At 63.7% G+C, this 17,519-nt stretch carries 18 protein-coding genes; 12 read left to right on the top strand and 6 right to left on the bottom strand.

Going from position 1 to position 17,519, the window contains the following annotated elements; genetic code table 11:
• Positions 1-112: 112 nt before the first annotated feature.
• The 4 genes from AC51GR_RS24710 to AC51GR_RS24695 form a co-directional block, all read right to left on the bottom strand.
• Positions 113-472 (bottom strand): FKBP-type peptidyl-prolyl cis-trans isomerase, encoded by a 360-nt coding sequence (locus tag AC51GR_RS24710; protein ID WP_496327300.1) that lies wholly within the window; start codon positions 470-472, stop codon positions 113-115.
• Between the two features lie 3 nt (positions 473-475).
• A complete protein-coding gene (locus tag AC51GR_RS24705; RefSeq protein ID WP_496327299.1) occupies positions 476-1,798 on the bottom strand; it encodes a citrate synthase in 1,323 nt (440 codons plus the stop codon).
• 117 nt (positions 1,799-1,915) lie between these two features.
• Entirely contained in the window at positions 1,916-2,836 is a 921-nt protein-coding gene (locus AC51GR_RS24700; RefSeq protein WP_496327298.1) for a carbohydrate kinase family protein, read from the bottom strand.
• Positions 2,833-3,756: an aldose 1-epimerase family protein gene (locus tag AC51GR_RS24695; protein ID WP_496327297.1), complete on the bottom strand. Its 924-nt coding sequence runs from the start codon at positions 3,754-3,756 to the stop codon at positions 2,833-2,835. The genes AC51GR_RS24700 and AC51GR_RS24695 overlap by 4 nt, the downstream gene beginning before the upstream one ends.
• Positions 3,757-3,874: 118 nt before the next feature.
• On the opposite strand from AC51GR_RS24695, the gene AC51GR_RS24690 reads away from it, so the two are divergent.
• From AC51GR_RS24690 to AC51GR_RS24640, 11 genes are all read left to right on the top strand, one after another.
• Complete coding sequence (locus tag AC51GR_RS24690; RefSeq protein ID WP_496327296.1) at positions 3,875-4,186, top strand: WXG100 family type VII secretion target; 312 nt, start codon at positions 3,875-3,877, stop codon at positions 4,184-4,186.
• Positions 4,183-5,532, top strand: a complete 1,350-nt coding sequence (locus AC51GR_RS24685; protein WP_496327295.1) for an Rv0964c family protein — start codon at positions 4,183-4,185, stop codon at positions 5,530-5,532. Before AC51GR_RS24690 ends, AC51GR_RS24685 begins: the two co-directional genes overlap by 4 nt.
• Entirely contained in the window at positions 5,529-5,840 is a 312-nt protein-coding gene (locus AC51GR_RS24680; protein WP_496327294.1) for a hypothetical protein, read from the top strand. The genes AC51GR_RS24685 and AC51GR_RS24680 overlap by 4 nt, the downstream gene beginning before the upstream one ends.
• A 246-nt stretch (positions 5,841-6,086) precedes the next feature.
• Positions 6,087-7,355, top strand: coding sequence for a 5-oxoprolinase/urea amidolyase family protein (locus AC51GR_RS24675; RefSeq protein WP_496327293.1), 1,269 nt, complete (start codon positions 6,087-6,089; stop codon positions 7,353-7,355).
• A gap of 196 nt (positions 7,356-7,551) precedes the next feature.
• Positions 7,552-8,400 (top strand): ABC transporter permease, encoded by an 849-nt coding sequence (locus tag AC51GR_RS24670; protein ID WP_496327292.1) that lies wholly within the window; start codon positions 7,552-7,554, stop codon positions 8,398-8,400.
• The gene (locus AC51GR_RS24665) at positions 8,373-9,173 is read left to right on the top strand and encodes an ABC transporter ATP-binding protein (protein ID WP_496327291.1); all 801 of its coding nucleotides are present in this window, start codon (positions 8,373-8,375) and stop codon (positions 9,171-9,173) included. Before AC51GR_RS24670 ends, AC51GR_RS24665 begins: the two co-directional genes overlap by 28 nt.
• Positions 9,170-10,288 (top strand): LLM class flavin-dependent oxidoreductase, encoded by a 1,119-nt coding sequence (locus tag AC51GR_RS24660; RefSeq protein WP_496327290.1) that lies wholly within the window; start codon positions 9,170-9,172, stop codon positions 10,286-10,288. Before AC51GR_RS24665 ends, AC51GR_RS24660 begins: the two co-directional genes overlap by 4 nt.
• Positions 10,285-11,391 carry an Rrf2 family transcriptional regulator gene (locus AC51GR_RS24655; protein ID WP_496327289.1) on the top strand — a complete coding sequence of 369 codons (1,107 nt, stop codon included), beginning with the start codon at positions 10,285-10,287 and terminating at the stop codon, positions 11,389-11,391. Before AC51GR_RS24660 ends, AC51GR_RS24655 begins: the two co-directional genes overlap by 4 nt.
• Positions 11,388-11,867: a cupin domain-containing protein gene (locus AC51GR_RS24650; protein ID WP_496327288.1), complete on the top strand. Its 480-nt coding sequence runs from the start codon at positions 11,388-11,390 to the stop codon at positions 11,865-11,867. Before AC51GR_RS24655 ends, AC51GR_RS24650 begins: the two co-directional genes overlap by 4 nt.
• Before the next feature lie 16 nt (positions 11,868-11,883).
• Complete coding sequence (locus AC51GR_RS24645; protein WP_496327287.1) at positions 11,884-12,900, top strand: ABC transporter substrate-binding protein; 1,017 nt, start codon at positions 11,884-11,886, stop codon at positions 12,898-12,900.
• Between the two features lie 183 nt (positions 12,901-13,083).
• Positions 13,084-14,112: an oxygenase MpaB family protein gene (locus AC51GR_RS24640; protein WP_496327286.1), complete on the top strand. Its 1,029-nt coding sequence runs from the start codon at positions 13,084-13,086 to the stop codon at positions 14,110-14,112.
• Positions 14,113-14,155: 43 nt separating this feature from the next.
• Here AC51GR_RS24640 and AC51GR_RS24635 read toward each other — a convergent pair whose 3' ends face one another.
• Positions 14,156-14,581 (bottom strand): pyridoxamine 5'-phosphate oxidase family protein, encoded by a 426-nt coding sequence (locus tag AC51GR_RS24635; RefSeq protein ID WP_496327285.1) that lies wholly within the window; start codon positions 14,579-14,581, stop codon positions 14,156-14,158.
• A 235-nt stretch (positions 14,582-14,816) separates the two neighbouring features.
• On the opposite strand from AC51GR_RS24635, the gene AC51GR_RS24630 reads away from it, so the two are divergent.
• Positions 14,817-16,142, top strand: a complete 1,326-nt coding sequence (locus AC51GR_RS24630; RefSeq protein WP_496327284.1) for an ABC1 kinase family protein — start codon at positions 14,817-14,819, stop codon at positions 16,140-16,142.
• 56 nt (positions 16,143-16,198) lie between these two features.
• Here AC51GR_RS24630 and AC51GR_RS24625 read toward each other — a convergent pair whose 3' ends face one another.
• Complete coding sequence (locus tag AC51GR_RS24625) at positions 16,199-17,254, bottom strand: IS110 family RNA-guided transposase (RefSeq protein WP_496323328.1); 1,056 nt, start codon at positions 17,252-17,254, stop codon at positions 16,199-16,201.
• Between the last annotated feature and the right edge of the window lie 265 nt (positions 17,255-17,519).

The raw sequence follows: 17,519 nt of genomic DNA, 5'->3' as shown, positions 1-17,519 counted from the left end.
AACCGGTGCCCGCGTTCCCGGCCGGGGCCCCAGCGGTAGCTGCTGCAGACAACAACAGAAAACCCTGCACGTGGACCGTGCAGGGTTTTCAGAAGAACAGGTGGGTAAGGGTTTAGCCAACACCCAGCAAGTCGATCACGAAAATCAAGGTCTTGCCCGACAACCGGTGTCCGGCGCCCTCGGGGCCGTACGCCAGCAACGGCGGGACGATGAGCTGACGGCGTCCGCCGACCTTCATGCCCGGGATGCCCTCTTGCCAGCCCGGGATCAACCGGTCGAGCGGGAAGTTCGCGGACTGACCGCGGTTCCAGGATGAGTCGAACTCTTCGCCGGTCTCGTACTCGACACCGACATAGTGCACGTCGACGACGCCACCGGCGACGGCCTCGGGGCCCTCTCCGATCACCAGGTCGGTGGTCACCAGTTCAGTGGGTGCGGGGCCTTCCGGCATTTCAATCTCAGGTTTACTCATAGGTCAGCGCTGATCCATCCGCAGGTAGTCACGTTCGGTGTATCCGGTGTAGATCTGCCGCGGGCGGCCGATCTTTCCGGTCGGGTCGGCGTTCATCTCACGCCAGTGTGCGATCCATCCGGGCAAGCGGCCCAAAGCGAACAAAACGGTGAACATCCGGGTCGGGAACCCCATCGCACGGTAAATCAAGCCCGTGTAGAAGTCCACGTTCGGGTACAGCTTGCGGGAGATGAAGTAGTCGTCCGAGAGGGCGACCTCTTCGAGACCCTTCGCGATGTCCAGCAGGTCGTCGTTGACGCCGAGGAGTTCGAGGATCTGATCCGCGGTCTCCTTCACGATCGCCGCACGCGGGTCGTAGTTCTTGTAGACGCGGTGCCCGAAGCCCATGAGCTTGACGCCGTCTTCTTTGTTCTTGACCTTGTTCATGAAGGCCTTGGTGTCGCCACCGGACGCCTTGATCTCGTCCAGCATCTCCAGAACAGCCTGGTTGGCGCCACCGTGGAGCGGGCCCCACAGCGCGTTGATGCCGCCGGAGATCGACGTGAACAGGTTGGCCTGCGAGGAACCGACCAGACGCACGGTCGAGGTCGAGCAGTTCTGCTCGTGATCGGCATGCAGGATGAACAGCATGTCGAGGGCCTTGACGATGTCCGGGTTGACCACGTAGGGCTCGGCAGGCAGGCCGAAGGTCATCCGCAGGAAGTTCTCGACCAGGCTCAGCGAGTTGTCCGGGTACAGGAACGGCTGGCCGACCGACTTCTTGTAGGCGTAGGCCGCGATGGTCGGCAGCTTCGCCAGCAGCCGAACGGTCGAGAGTTCGACCTGCTCGGGATCCTTGGGATCCAGCGAATCCTGGTAGTAGGCGCTCAGCGCGTTGACGGCGCTCGACAGGACGGGCATCGGGTGCGCGTTGCGCGGGAAACCGTCGAAGAAGCGCTTGAGGTCTTCGTGCAGCAGCGTGTGCCGGCTGATCTTGTTGGTGAAGCCCTCGAGCTCGGTCGGCGTCGGGAGCTCACCGTTGATCAGCAGGTAGCTGACCTCCAGGAAGCTCGAACCCTTTGCGAGCTGCTCGATCGGATATCCGCGGTAACGCAGGATTCCGGCGTCGCCATCGATGTAGGTGATCGCGGATTTTGTCGAAGCTGTGTTGACAAACCCGCCGTCGAAGGTGGTCAGCCCGGTGTCGGAGAGGAACTTGCCCAACCCGACCCCGTCACTGCCTTCGGTGGCCTTGACGATAGGAAGCTTGATCTCGCCGCCCGGATAGCTGAACGTGGCGTTTGCCTCCGCTGCGGCTCCATTGGCGGACACTGTTTCGGCGGACACTGGGTCTTCCCCTTTTCGACGGGCTGACCGGTCTTGTGGACCGGATACAGATGTTTTGAATCCAGAGTCGTCGAACCGGTCGGACCGGCCGCGCAACCCGTTAATAACTTAGTCGGTTTACAGCTCGCCCGCCCATGGAGGGTCCGCCCCAGACCGTGAGATGGTCACCGAGGCAGCCTTCGCGGCAAACTCCAGCGCCTCTGACCAGTCATTACGGCTCATCGTACGCATCACCACCGGGTCGAGCATGCGCCGCACCCCCAGACGGTGGAGCACCGCACCGCAAATCGTGTCGCCCGCTCCGATCGTGTCGACGACGGTGACCGGCGGGGCCTCGACCTCTACGGTGAAATCGGCTGTCATGGCGGTCAGACCATCGGGTCCCCGGGTGATCAGCACCGCGCCCACTCCGGCCTGCAGCCACTGGGCCGGTCCGGACCCGGCCGGCCCCTGCGCCAACCAGGCCGCATCGTCGTCGGAGACCTTCACGATGTCGAGGTGCGGCAGCCAGCCGGAGAATCGGCGCCGATACCCGTCCGGGTCGCCGATGACGCCGGTCCGGATGTTGGGGTCGAGAAGCGTCAGTCGGCCTTCTGCATGGCTGCGACGCAGCAGGTCTTCGTACACGCTCGCACCCGGCTCGAGCACCATCGACAGGGTCCCGAAGGCCAGGGCGCCGACGGTTCCGGGTAGTGGTCCCGGATCGCTCACCAGCCGATCGGCGGTGCCCTCGAGGTAAAAGGAATACTGCGCCGACCCGTCGGCGCCGATGCTCGCCAGCGCCAACGTTGTCGGTTCGGGCCCCCGTTGCAGCAGTGACAGACTCACCCCGGCGGCGCGCAAGGCCTCCGTCAGGGCCTGCCCGTACCCATCGGTGGACAGCCGGGAACACAGCGACACCGCCGACCCCAGACGCCCGAGGGTGATGGCCACGTTGAACGGACCGCCGCCGAGCGCCGGGACCAGTGGATCGAGCGAACCGCTTCCCGCCGGGACGAGATCGACCAGTCCCTCACCGCATACGACGATCTCTCTCACGCCTGCTCCACTCCTTGATTCCTCAGTCCCCAACTGCCGAACCACAGCTGCCCGGGCTCCAGCACGATCAGGTCCGTACCCGAGGCCAGCGCATTGGGCGGGGCCGTCATCGGTTCGATCGCGACGGCGCGCCCGCGTCCGGGATAGGCCTGATCGTTTCTGGGATCGGCGGTGAACGCCTGGACCCATCCGAAATTGAGGTCCGTCCACAGCTCGGTGGTGCCGGTCGGACCGATCAGCCGGTGGGTGATGATGCCGTCGTCGGCGACCATTGCGGTGAACGGGGTATCCAGCAGCCGTCCGGCCAGCGATCTCGGGGTCCGGTAGTCGTGGTCGGTACCGGCGACATCGACCGGATCTCCGCTCGGTAGTTGTCGCGTGGGGTCGAGCGGCTGGTATTGCTGCGCGGCCAGTTGCAGTGAACAGTCATCGGCGGGGTCATCGCCCACTCGGACAAAGGTGTGCTGTCCCAACGCATATGGAGCCGATTGCGTCCCGCTGTTGGTGGCGGTGTGCGTGACGACCAATCCGTCGGCGCCGACCACGTATTCGACGGTCAGATGGAGATCGAACGGCCATCCCGGATGTTGTCCCACCGCAACACCCAGCTTCACCGACGACGCGGTCTGATCAAGGATGTTCCAGTCGACCATGCGGACGAAACCGTGGTTTGCGTTGTTGCGGTCCGCTTCCGTGATCGGCAGATGGTAGGTGACCCCGTCGAACGTGTACGTGCCGTCGCCGGTCCGATTGGGCCACGGCGACAGGACCAGACCAGCGGACATCGGCGGTTTGACCCCCGGTTCGATCTCCCACGTCTCGGTCAGGAGCCGATCGCCCCACCGCACGGCCCGCAGTCCGGCGCCCGCCGTGGCGATCTCGGCGCTGTACCCGCCCGACTCGATGCTGTATCCACCCACGATCAGAAGTCTGCCATCACCGTCGTGTTTCTTTGCCGTGTCACCAAATCGTCCGCCAGATACTCGGCCATGCTGCCTGGTAACGTCTCGCGAATCCATTGAACACTGGGGGGCAACGGTGGGTAACAATCACGAACTCGAAGCAGACGAACACGCCATGTCTCGTCATTCCGTTGGACTTCGCAACGAAGGTGAGTTCGGTGGTCTCGAGTTTCAGCGACACCGAACCGAGATCGGCACGTTGGCCGATGCATGGCCCAGCGGCTCCAACAGCGCGATCAGAACGCTGAGTACCAACTGGGAGTCAGCTATGGCATCGATCACTCAAACCCTCTTGGATCTTGGCGCTTCGGTTGAGCAGGCCCGAGCGGTGTTCAGTTCGGTGGATGAACAGAATGCTGATGGTCTCGGCCCGAAGCATCAACCGTGACAATCACTCTGACCGAGGTCGACCGATGGAACCCGCAGACACTGGACGAGGTGTTTGATCGCTGTCAGCGAATAAACAACGAGTGCATCAGGCTCGACGACAAGCTGCACGAGTTGTCCAAACTCGAGGGCTGGGGTGGCGAGTCAGCGACCGCAGCGAGCAGCGCAATCGGCAAGGTGCGCATCGATGTCGGCGACCTGATGGTCCAGTCGACCCACATCCGCCGGGCAGTAGACAGCGCCCAGTCAGAAGTAGAGGCCGTCAAACGCCGACTCGAAGACGCACGGAAGACGGCAAGCACAAACACTCTGCTGATTTCTACAGACGGAAAGGTGACAGAAGACGTCAACAAACGCCCGTCCATGACGGGATGGACGGTCCGAATGATCGAACACTTCGCAGATGTAAAGGCGCAGAAGATCGTCGAACTCCAGGCTGAAATCGATTCGATTCTGACCGCAGCTGCTGACGCAGACGCAGATCTGGCTGCAGCAATCCTCGGTGCCACCGGCCAAATCAACACTTCCGAGATGAATCGCAGCCAAACGGCCCGAGATGCATTTCGACGGACGTTCAACAGGGACCCAGTATCTGAAGCGGACTGGAAAACAGCTTCAATGTTGAACAGAACATCGTACGATCCAAAGTACAAGGCCGTCCCGGCGGAGATAGTGGTCTCTAGAATAGAGCCTGTACCAGGTCAGGGAATTGTTCGCCTCGGACTGTTCATCCCCAGCGAAACAGTCTTCAACTTCCCATCTGACGATCTTGGAGACAATCGACGGTTCGACCAAAACTTCGGGCCAGAAGATACTCGCGCGACCGTGTACGTCGACTACGAGAACGGAGTAGTCATCACACGTCAAAACCCGTCAGTCCAAACCGATGGGCAAGTAAAAGTAGATACACCGAGTGCAACGACATGGCAATTGCCCGACGGGACGGTCATGGTGAAATACTCAGCAACGAATGCATTTGCGCCGCCTGGGTCAGGAATAGTTGACCGTGTCGTTCGCGGTTCAGTGATACTGACTCCCAGCTCCGCAGGACCTGAGTTGTACGGCCATATCGGCGACTATCCGTCAGCGGAAGCGTATTCGGAACGATCAGGCGAGCCAACCCGTACACTGCTGCTCGATCAAGCGGACAACACCGGACCGCGCGGGCCAATGCTCGAACTCGGCAGCTACCACTTGGTCGGCGAGAAGCCCGACGGTTTCGATGACCTATTCGAAGACAAAGCCGGACCGGGAAGTCGCGCCGTGACCCCCCACCCCCGCGTTGACGGCACCCCGTCCGGGGCGGCATCTGATCCACCTACAACTGTCGTGGTCAGGGAACGGTGATCAAGCGCGAGCGGACCATCGCTGAACGAGATGGCCAGTTTTGGTTCCTGTCAACCTCCCTGACGATTGTTGTGACAGGGACGGTGATGGGGTCGTGGGAAAAGTGGTCACGCAACCGTACAGATTTCGAGTCGCTGCCAAACCCGCTCATCGCATTCATCCTGTTCATTGTGGCGGACAGTACGGCACTACTGCTTATCCGTCGGCGCCGCATCACGCCGGGACTTGCCGTAGTGCACGGGATTGCAGTTGCAGGTGTCCTTCTCTCAACAGTTCCCGCCATTGATCTGATCGTGGGCGCCGGATGAGTCTGCGACACTTCTTCGGCCCCTGGACCGCGTTCGGACTGATGCTGGGACTCACCATCTGTTTCGCCGGATACTTCGTGTCACCGTTTATCTGGTGTGGCCTGTTCGTAGCGATGATCGGATTGAACTCGAAAAGACCAGTCATCACACAAATCGGCTGCGGCATTCTGGTGTTCCTACTCGTCCCACTGATCGCTCTGCTGATTTACTCGATATGACAACGACGGATCGGCAGAAAGGCCCGGGATGCGTGAACTACCCGCCGGGCGCGATGCCATGTTACTCGACTTCAGCGGTGAGCCGTACCCGTCGATCGCGACACTCAAGGCGCATTCGGTCCTGAAAGCCGCTATGTCCTCAGGGCTGCTGCCCGGCGTCCTCGATGTGATCCCGGCTGCCGAGACCGTCCTGGTGCAGGCCGAGCCCGGAGCAGGCCTGGACGAGCTGTCGGTCCGGCGGGTGCTGCGTCAGATCGACTTCACCGACGGAGCCACCGATTCCTCGGAGGATCTCGAACCGATTTCTATCCCGTTGCACTACAACGGCATCGACCTGGACGCAGCAACCGGGCGGTACGCGTTGTCCACCGCCGGAGCATCCGGCACTGTTGCGCCCGGGCGCGGTGGTCCAGCTGCCCGACATGGACGTGGGCTCATGACCGACCTCGTGGTGATCGCGCCGGGACCACTGACCACGGTCCAGGACCTGGGCCGATCAGGTTACGGGGACGTCGGCGTCCCACTATCTGGTGCTGCCGACCGACGCGCACTGCGGTTGGCAAATCGGTTGGTGGGCAACACCGAACGCGCCGCCGGCCTCGAGGTGACGCTGGGTGGACTGCGGCTCCGCAGCCGCCGCCAACTTCTGATCGCGGTGACCGGGGCACCCTCCGACGCCCGGATCGACGGCGTCGACCGTGGACACCACAACGCGACAGTTCTTCCCGCCGACACCGAACTGTTCGTACCACCACCACACAGTGGCCTACGGACGTATGTGGCGGTCCGAGGTGGCATCGACGTCGAACCGGCGCTGGGGTCGAGGTCGACCGATCTGCTGTCTGGCCTGGGGCCGGCCCCGCTGCGCGCCGGCGATGAGCTCGCCGTCGGAGACCTGGCAGAACCCTGGCCGTCGGCGACCGAAGCACCGTGGGATGTCCTCGATCCACACCGGCCGGTGCCGCTGTACGCGTCGGCGGGCCCGCGGCTGACCCATGTGGACGACCCCGCAGCGCTCTATGCCGGCATCTGGACGGTCAACCCGGCCTCCGATCGGATCGGCGTCCGCCTCGAGGGCGATCAGGAGCTCCGACGCCGCACAGACGCCGGTGAACTGCGACCGGAACCGGTGGCGCTCGGGTCGGTGCAGATACCTCCGAGCGGCCGACCGGTCATCTCCCTGGCCGACCACCCCACCACCGGCAGGCATCCGGTGGTTGCGGTTCTGGTGGCGGAGTCGATCGGCGTCGCGGCCCAGCTCGTGCCGGGCAGGCAGATCCGGTTCGTCGCGGATTAGCCGCCACGGCATCGGATTTCACCCTCCGCTCTCCTCGGGCGCGGGCGGCCCCGCAACCCGATAGCACACGTCACGACCTGGCTCAAAGTCCGGCGCGGGCCTTTCGTTCACGGTGAATCTTTCTCTTTCCCAACCTTGAAGGTCAGGATTACGGTTCCCCCATGCCTTGCACCCCGACAGTGTGGACGGAGAAAGCATGACTGTAGATGCGCCACCCGTCTCGCCGACCAGGAAGGTCGCGACCACGCGCCTCACGCCCGAAAGCGGATCGAAGCGCCGGCGCAAGATCCCCCGCTGGGCGATCAAGACGCTGAGCCCCATCGCCATCGTCGTGTTGTGGCAGATCCTCGGCGACACCGGTGTCCTGGACGAGGACACCCTGGCCACGCCCTGGCAGGTGTTCCAGACCGCGCGCGACATGTGGGAGGACGGCAGCCTGCAGGACGCGGTGAGTACATCCCTGCACCGCGTCATCTTCGGTCTGGCAATCGGTTTGGCGGTCGCGACCGTGCTGGCCACCGTCGCCGGCCTGTTCCGCCTCGGCGAAGACATCATCGATGCACCCATCCAGATGCTCCGAACGGTGCCCGTGATCGGGCTCATTCCCCTGCTGATCGTCTGGTTCGGGATCGGTGAGGAACCGAAGATCCTACTCATCGCATTGGCCGTGACGTTCCCGCTGTACCTGAACATCTATGCCGGCATCCGCGGTGTCGACTCCACCCTGATCGAGGCCGCCCGAACCCTCGGACTGAGCTGGTTCGGACAGGTCCGCAACGTGGTGTTGCCCGCCGCGCTACCCAATGCGCTCGTCGGACTTCGCTATTCACTCGGTTCGGCCTGGCTGGCCCTGGTGTTCGGCGAGACGATCAACGCCACCGCAGGTATCGGCTACGAGATGAACACCGCACGCGAGTTCTTCCGTACCGACGCCATCATCGTCTGCCTGGTGCTCTACGCGATCTTGGGACTCGTGGCCGACCTCATCGTTCGATTCCTCGAAAGGACTCTCCTGTCATGGCGACCGGCGTTCAGCGGAGCGTGACCCCCGCCCGGACCGGTGACCTACCGGTCGCGGTCCGCGGGTTGACCCGAACCTTCGGTGACAAGAACGTCATCGACAACCTCGATCTCGACATCGAGCCCGGTCAGTTCGTCGCACTCCTCGGCACCAGCGGCTGCGGAAAGAGCACGCTGCTACGGATTCTCGCCGGACTCGATCCCGACATCTCCGGGGATGTCACGGTCGCCGCCCAACGCGCGGTCGCGTTCCAGGCACCGCGACTGATGCCATGGAAGAAGGTCTGGCGCAACATCATTCTCGGCCTCAAGAACGCGAACAAGTCGACCGCACTTGCCGCACTCGACGAGGTAGGCCTGAGCCACCGGGCAACCGTCTGGCCGAAAGTCCTCTCCGGCGGAGAAGCCCAGCGAGCGTCGCTCGCCCGGGCGCTGGTCCGGGAACCCGACCTGCTCCTGCTCGACGAACCCTTCTCGGCACTCGACGCCTTGACGCGCCTCAAGATGCAGGACCTCGTCGAAAAGCTCTGGCGCAAACATGAATGCGCCATCCTGCTCGTCACCCACGACGTCGAGGAGGCGCTGATCCTCGCCGACCGGATCCTGGTGATGAAGGACGGCCGGATCGCCCACGACCTGACCATTGGGACCGACCGTCCGCGCGACATCACCGCCCCGGAACTCGCCGCCCTGCGTATCCAGCTGCTCGGCTGGCTGGGCGTGCACACCACACTTTTCGGCACAGGCGAACTCGATGCCGAACCATCCGACACCAACAAACAGGGAGCCAACTCGTGAGCATCGACGCCGACGTCGAGATCATCGGCATGATCGGAACCCAACACGTCTCCGAGATCCACGCGCCGACAACAGGTGTGGTCGATCCGGACTTCGTCGCGCGGTTCGCAAAGGTCCACGAGGAGGCCGGATTCGATCGGGTGCTCATCGGGCACAGTTCGAGCACTCCCGACGGCTTACAGGTGGCCGCATACGCTGCCGCACACACCGAGCGGCTCAAGTTCCTGATCGCACATCGTCCCGGCTTCGTCGCACCCACGGTCGCGGCCCGGGCCCTGGCCACCCTCGACCAGTTCAGTGGCGGCCGCACGTCCGTGCACATCATCTCGGGCGGCAGTGACGCCGACCAGCAGCGCGATGGTGACTTCCTCTCCAAGACGCAGCGTTACGCCCGCAGCGCCGAATTCATCGAGCTGCTCAAACTGGTCTGGACGAGTACCGAGTCGTTCGACTACAGCGGAGATCATTACCAGGTCAACGATGTTCGTTCGGAAGTCTTCCCCGTCCAGCAACCCCGGATCCCGATCTACTTCGGCGGATCGTCGGCCGATGCCTACCGGGTCGGCGGAACCCACGCCGATGTGTTCGCGCTGTGGGGCGAGCCGCTGGCGCAGACCAAGGAGCAGATCGACTCGGTCCGGGAAGCCGCGGCAGCAGCAGGCCGCACCGACGACATCGGGTTCAGCGTCTCATTCCGGCCTATCATCGGACGCACCGAGGAAGAGGCCTGGGAACGCGCGCACCGCATCCTCGAGACCATCAAATCCACGAACGGCCACTCCTTCACCGGCGCCCGCTACGACAAGAACCCCACCACCAACGTCGGCTCGCAGCGCCTCTTGCAGGCCGCCGCCGCCGGCGAACGCCACGATCGCGCCCTGTGGACGGCGACCGCGGCGGCCTCCGGCGCGAAGGGCAACTCCACCGCACTGGTGGGAACGCCCGAAACGGTGGCGGCCGCACTGCTCGACTACGTGGACATCGGTGTGAACGCACTGCTGATCCGCGGCTACGACCCCTATGACGACGTGATCGAGTGGGGCAAAGAACTGATCCCACTGGTACGCCGCGGCGTCGCCGCGCGCAAGGAATCCGCATTGGCAGGAGCACATTGAGCAACAACGACCCCCTCGTCTATGAGCCCACCGCCGCGGTCCGCGGCACCGTCGTGGTGCTGCACGGCCGGGGTGAACATCCCGGCGTGTACGAACGCTTCAGCACGCGTATCGCTTTCGACGGATACCGGGTGGTGGTTCCGCCCGTGACCGACTCACTGGATGTGGCGGCACTGTTCGCCCCGTACACCGAAGGGGGACGAATCCTCGTCGGTCATGACAACGGCGCCGCCCTCGCCTGGAATCTTGCCGACGAACTGGGCGCGGACGCAATCGTGATCAGTGGCGCGAGCCCCGAAGCCCAGTCCGTGCCAACGCTTTCTGAGCACTCCGAAGAACTCGATCTGCGATCGGCCTGCCCCGTGCACCGGGCCCGGCTCGATGCGGACGAGACCTTCGGTTGGGGCCGGCTCAGCGCCGCCCCCGCCGCCTACAACAGCAGCGGGCCATCGGTACCGGTACTGTTCGTCCACGGCGAAAACGACCTCGTCGCAGATGTCGTTCGGGCCGCCTCTCTTGCATCCCAATCGGATACCTACCGCATCTCGGTGTTCGAAGACGGTCGGCACGACGTCCTCAACGACAAGATGCATCGCAGTGTGGCCGCCACGATCATGTTGTTCCTCGAAGACGTCTGCAAGGGCATCCGGACCACCGCCACGGCGACCGTGACCGCGGAGGCGCCGCTGAGGTCGAGACGGACTGCGCCGGTGCATATCTCGGCCCGCCTGAACTACACCCTCAAAGCCCTCGCCACACTGGCCTCCGACGACGGCGGGCCGGTCAAATGTGAAACCCTCGCCCGTACCTGGGATCTGCCGCTGAACTCCTTGGTGAACATCATGGGCCAGTTGCGTCGGGCCGGGATCGTGACCAGCCAGCGCGGCTGTGACGGCGGCTATCAGCTGGCACGGCCGGCGTCCGAGATCTCGGTCGCCGAGGTGGTTCGGGCAATCGAGGGGGCGGTGGTGACCCAAAGCGTCGCCGACACCGGCCAGGCACTCTGGTCGACCCTCGAAGCCCACGTCACCGACCTTCTCCAACAGTGGAACCTGGGCCAACTGCCCGGAGTACAAGCACCAAAGGAAGCAATTCACTCATGAGTACGCACGACGGTTTTCATCCGGATCTCCACACCACGAGCAGTGACTACGGGAAGCAGTCGTTGCGCGCCCGCCTGCACCATGTGAAGGCCTCGGACGTCAACGACAACACGACGCAAACCGAAGGCATGCAACGTTTTGCCGCGATCAGTGGCACCACGGTCGGCTCGGAGAAGATCTGGATGGGCGAAACCCACGTCGCCCCCGACACGGCGTCGGACAACCATCACCACGGTGAATCCGAGACCGCCATCTTCATTCGCAGCGGCAACCCCGAGTTCGTCTTCCACGATGGTGTCGAAGAGGTCCGGATCGCAACCGCCGCAGGCGATTACATCTTTGTTCCGCCCTTCGTCCCCCATCGCGAAGAGAATCCGGACCCGAAGAATCCCGCGGTGGTGGTGATCGCCAGGAGCACTCAAGAGGCGATCGTCGTCAACCTGCCCAGCTTGTACCCACTCGAAGACGAGAAGTGAAGGCAATCGCCACACCATGAAGAACATCAGCAAAAGACTGCGCCTGTCCGTAACCGCCACAACCATCGCCGCCGGGCTGACCCTGTCGATGGTGGCCTGCTCGGATGACGAGTCGACCACCAATTCCGATGGCAGCGTCAACCTCTCCGCGGTCACGCTCAAGGTCGGCGACCAGGCCGGGATCCAACAGGCCATCGTCGAGGCCTCCGGGGCCCTCGACGGAGCCGAATACCAGGTGGAATGGGCGCAATTCCCCGCCGCCGCACCACTACTCGAAGCCGAGAAGGCCGGTGCGATCGACATCGGTTACACCGGCGACGCTCCCCTGATCAACGCGCTCGCAGCCGGCGCCGATATCTCGCTGGTCTCGGTCATGGAGAACGCCGGCGCCAACGGACTGGCGATCATCGTCCCCGAGGATTCGACCATCAAGTCGGTTGCCGACCTGAAGGGCAAGACCGTTTCGCCGACCACCCAGGGCAGCATCGGGCACTACGAACTCCTGTCCGCTCTCAAAGAAGAGGGACTGACCGCCGAAGATGTGACGGTCAGCTTCCTCGAACCGGTCAACGCGGCGGCCGCACTCAAGTCCGGCTCCATCGATGCCTGGGCCACCTGGGATCCGTACACCGCTGCGGTCGAGATCGACGACAATGCCCGGGTCATCCGTGACGCCGAAGGGATCTCGTCCAAACTCGGCCTTCTCAGCGCGAACAACGAGTCGCTCGCCGACCCCGCCACCAAGGCCGCGATGACCGACTTCATCGGTCGCTTCAACACCGCTTTGCAGTGGGCGAACGACAACGAGGACGAGTACGTGCAGATCTACAGCAAGCTGACCAAACGCCCGGAGAACATCGCCGCCCTGGTCGCGAAGCGATCACAGCGCGTGGCCGCCGCACTCGACGCCGAGCAGATCGCGAAGTTGCAGACGGTCGCCGACAACTACCTGCAGTTCGGGGTCCTCAAGAGCCAGGTCGTCATCGCCGACAACGTTCAGGATCTCGCCGTCGCACCCGTCGCCGCCGGCTAGCACTCCAGCACTGGCGAAAAGCTGTCCCCGCACCGGGTATCCGGCGCGGGGACAGTTGCGTTTGCCGGCCCGGGGATCCTGGCCGGCGCGTCGATGGGGCACGTTGACACCCCAATGAGACGGTTCTAGACTTTCGTCTCAAGCGCTGAAGCAAGTCCGTCAGCCGTCGATGAAAGGCCGTCAATGACCGACGTGCACGAGTCCGAGCAGGTTGCCGAGAAGCCCATCGCCGCCACACCCGATGTGTCTGGGCTGGGTCCCGACTCCGTGACCTGGAAATTCTTCGGTGGGTGGCACGGCATGCTCATCGGCCTGTGGTCCGGGTCGATGCAGAACATGCACCCGAAACTCGGTGCCGCGGTGTGGGAGCACTCCGACTTCTTCGGTGAGCGCTGGCAGCGCCTGAACCGATCGCTGTATCCGATCATCGGAGTCGTGTTCGACGGCACCACCGAGACCGGTCGCGAGGTCCGCGACTACCACCGCGAAATCAAGGGCACGATGCCCGACGGCAGCCGGTATCACGCCCTCGACCCCGACGTCTTCTACTGGGCGCATGCCACGTTCTGGTACGGCAACATCCGCTGCGCGGAGGTGTTCGGCCCGCCGATCACCGAGGCCGAGAAACGACAGTTGTTCGAAGAGTCGCGCACCTGGTACGCGATGTACGGGGTGAGCACCCGACCCTGCCCCGACACCTACGAGGAGTTCGGTGAGTACTGGGATCACATGTGCCGCCACGTCCTCGAGGACCATCCGGCGGTGCGCACCGTACTCGACATCTCACAGCTCCCACCGCCACCATGGCTGTCCGCGATGCCACTGCCGATCTGGAAGCTGATGGTCCGGCCGACGGAGAAGTTCTTCATCTGGCTGACCACCGGTCTCTACCACCCGGCGGTGCGCGAGATGATGGGCTTCACCTGGTCAGAAAAGGACGAGAAGCGATTTCGGCTCTTCGGCAAGGGGGTCAACGCATTCATGCACGCCCTGCCGGCGCGCTATCGTCGGCATCCACGTTGTCGCGACGCGTGGGATCGGTTGTCGGGCAGGGTTGCGGTCGACGCCCCACTACTCGAAACACCGGCACGGAACCTTCCACCCGAGGCCGTCCGGGACAAGCCGATGCACTACTGCCCGGTGACCGCCGCCCGGCGGGCGCAACTCCCCTGGCAATCCGACGAAACCGGAGAATGCCCGGTCGCGCATTGAAACCGGTTGGCATCAAAGCCGTTGATGCCAACCAGGTCGGGAATCAGTACCGCTCGGGCTCCGGGCCCAGAACGAAGCTGCGACCAGTGATCTGATCGGGAGTGATCTCGACATACTCGTACTTCAAGGTCGCGATCCACGGCGTCAGCGCCAGCTTGTCGGCTGCAAGGATTTCACTCGTGGCCACCAGGTTCCGGGCGGTTCCCCGGATGATCACACTCCACGCCCAGCCGTCGGCGGGCGAGGACGCGTCGACCTCGAACAGCACCGACGAATTGATGGTCAATTTCAGGAGTTTGCTTCCCGGTGCGGTGCGAAAGAAGATCCGACCTTCGCTCGCAACATAGTTGACGGGAAAGATGTCGATCTCGTCATCGACAGAGACGACAACCCGCCCCAATTCGATCTGTGCCAACTTCTCCCAGCACTCGTCGACGGCCATCTCTTGGACCGGACCACCCAATATCATCGACTAATCTCCTCACCTACCACCCGACCGGTCGGCATCGTGCCAACCGCTTCGATCTCGCCACCGGAGCGATCATCCGCCCGGCCACCGAACGTGGTCACCTCTGTAGCGTCGCATGACGGCGCCCCCACTGCTAGGGGAGAAATGCCCTACCATGGCCCCGAAACAACCTGACCACCTGAAGTCTGGGGAGGGCGCAGAGAGCCACGCACCCCTCCTCACCTGCGGAGGACATATGACAGTCACCACAACGCAAGCGCCCCTGACGCTGCAGAAGGTGCCACTGACCAGTGAGGCGGCGCGAATCGGGGCGACCGCCTGGCAAGCGGTCTGCGGCGGCGCCCGGTTCGCCGCTCGAGCCGTCGGGTCCGAAGATCTGGCCACCGTCGGAGCCGGTGAGACGCGCAACACTTTCGCCGCGCTCGGGCCCACCTACGTCAAGCTCGGGCAGCTGATCGCCTCGAGCCCCGGGGTGTTCCCCCGGGTGTTGTCCGATGAGTTCCGGACATTGCTCGATCGGGTTCCACCGGCAGACCCGGGCCAGGTCCGCCGACTGCTCACCGACCAGCTCGGTCGGGATCCGGACGAGGTGTTCGCCCGGTTCGATCCCGAACCGATCGCCTCGGCGTCGATCTCACAGGTACACAACGCGGTTCTGGCCACCGGCGAGCACGTGGTGGTCAAGATCCAACGGCCCGGGATCAAGGCGCGGCTGGCGGCCGATCTGCAGATCCTGCAACGTGCCGCGGCGATGGTGGAGCTCTCGCCGTACGGCCGGATGCTCAGCGCCAAGGCCGTGATCGAGGACTTCACCGCGAACCTCAACTCCGAACTCGATTTCCGGACCGAGGCCGCCGCGATGGAGGAATGGACCGACGCCATCTCCGGGTCACGTTTCGCCGATCAGGTCAGGGTGCCAAAGGTCTTCTGGGAGCACACCACCGAACGGGTGATAACGCTCGAATACGTCGACGCCATCCGTATCGACAACGCCAAGGCGATCCGTGCAGCCGGCCATGACGGCACCAAGATCGTCAAGACGTTGTTACTCTCCCTACTCGAATCGGCGTTCACCGACGGCATCTTCCACGGCGACCTGCACGCCGGGAACGTACTGGTGGATCACCAAGGTCGAATTGTCTTCCTGGACTGGGGCATCGTCGGACGGTTCGATGACCGGTCCCGGCTGATCGTGCGGGAACTTCTCGGCAACCTGATGCGCAGCAATTATGAGGCGGCCGGACAGGCCCTGGCCGCGCTGGGAACCTTCGGCAAACCGGGTTCGGTGCGAGAGACCGCGAAAGATCTGCGCCGCGTGGCAGCGCCCATCGGTGGCACCAACCTCGGCGACATGTCCTACGCCGACCTGGGCCGTCAGCTCGCCAATCTCGCCAAGACCTACGACGCCCGATTGCCCCGCGAACTGGTCCTCGTCGGCAAGCAACTCCTGTACGTCGAGCGGTACATGAAATTGCTGGCGCCGAGCTGGAAGGCCATGTCCGACCCCCAAGTTGTCGGCTACACCGCCGGGCTCCTCAAAGACTCCGCCCGCACCCGATGATGTGCCCTTCTGGCGAACAAAACCCCAGGTGAGCACCGCCAAAAGTTGCTCCTATGTCAAGCGGCGGCGGTCTGAATGGCTCGTGGTTGGGGCGCAGTGTCGGTGATCAGGCGTTGATAGACGGTGCGGACCAGGCGGCGTCGGAGTGCTCGGAGGGCTGCGGTGGTGGAGTCGCCGGCGGCGCGGCGTTTGCGGTAGTAGGTGTAGCCGTCGCTGTCTTCGAGTCGGGTTTGGGTCAGGGCGATGCGGTGCAGGGCGGTGGTGAGTTGTCGGTTGCCGCAGCGCGGTAGCCGGACGCGGCCGGCGGTGTTGCCGGACCAGACCGGGATGGGGGCGGTGCCGGCGTAGTTGGCGTAGGCGTCGGCCGAGTGGAAGCGGGCGATGCCGGCGGTTTCGCCGACGATTTTGGCTGCGGTGAGTTCCCCGCAGCCGGGTAGCTGTAGTAGCGAGGGAACCAGTTCGCGGACTCGTTTGCCGATCTCGGTGGCCGTGGTGTTGATCCGGGTGGTCAGGGAGATGATCTCGTCGAGTTCTTCGCGGGCGATGTCGGCCAGCAGTCCGGTCTCGGTGGCCAGCTGTGCGGCGAGGATCTGTTGGTGTTTGTGCATGCTCAGCGAGCGTGGTTTGGGGGCGTAGGCGGGGTTGATTTCATGGACTCGCCACAGCAGTCGGTTGATTGTTGAGGTGCGTTGTGCGACAAACACTTCGCGTCGATCGACTAGTAGACGTATCTCGCGGGATCGGGGGTCGGCGCCGGCGGCGGGCAGGTTCGGTTCGCGCAGCACTGCCCGCGCGACGGCCAGAGCGTCGATGGGATCTGATTTGCCGCGGGTACGTGCCGAGGCACGGGTGTGGGCCATCATTTTGGTGGGTACCCGCACGGCGGTCTGGCCGGCGGTGAGTAGGTCGCGTTCGAGGCGGGTCGACATCTGTCGGCAGTCTTCGATGCCCCAGAGCAGGTCGGTACCGAACTGGGTGTGGGCCCATCGCATCGCGGCATGATGGCCGGCGGTGGTGGCCGGGGCGGTGAGTTGGCCTAGCTTTTTGCCGACGGGATCGACGGCAACAAATGTGTGTGAGCTCTTGTGTACATCGACTCCAACTACAACCATGGTGGTTGCCTCCTGATTTCAGAAACAGGGACCAGGGACGGTTGGGCCGGTCGGTGGGCAATCCTCAGTTGGGGGCGTTGCCACGCTCCTATCAAGCCACATCGGCCGGTCCTTCCCACCTGGTGTTGGCATAACTTTTGCAAGACCAGACATGCGCATCAATGCGATGCCGGCAGGCACATCAAGAGCCAAACACCAGGTGACCAGGACCCAACCACCGCTCAGGCGGCAACACAAGAGTCACACTGAGGGCACATCATCGGGG

It is taken from the genome of Williamsia sp. z71, from assembly GCF_059553375.1.
The sequence above is the reverse complement of the archived record's forward strand: the minus strand, read 5'-3'. Positions and strand labels throughout refer to the sequence as shown.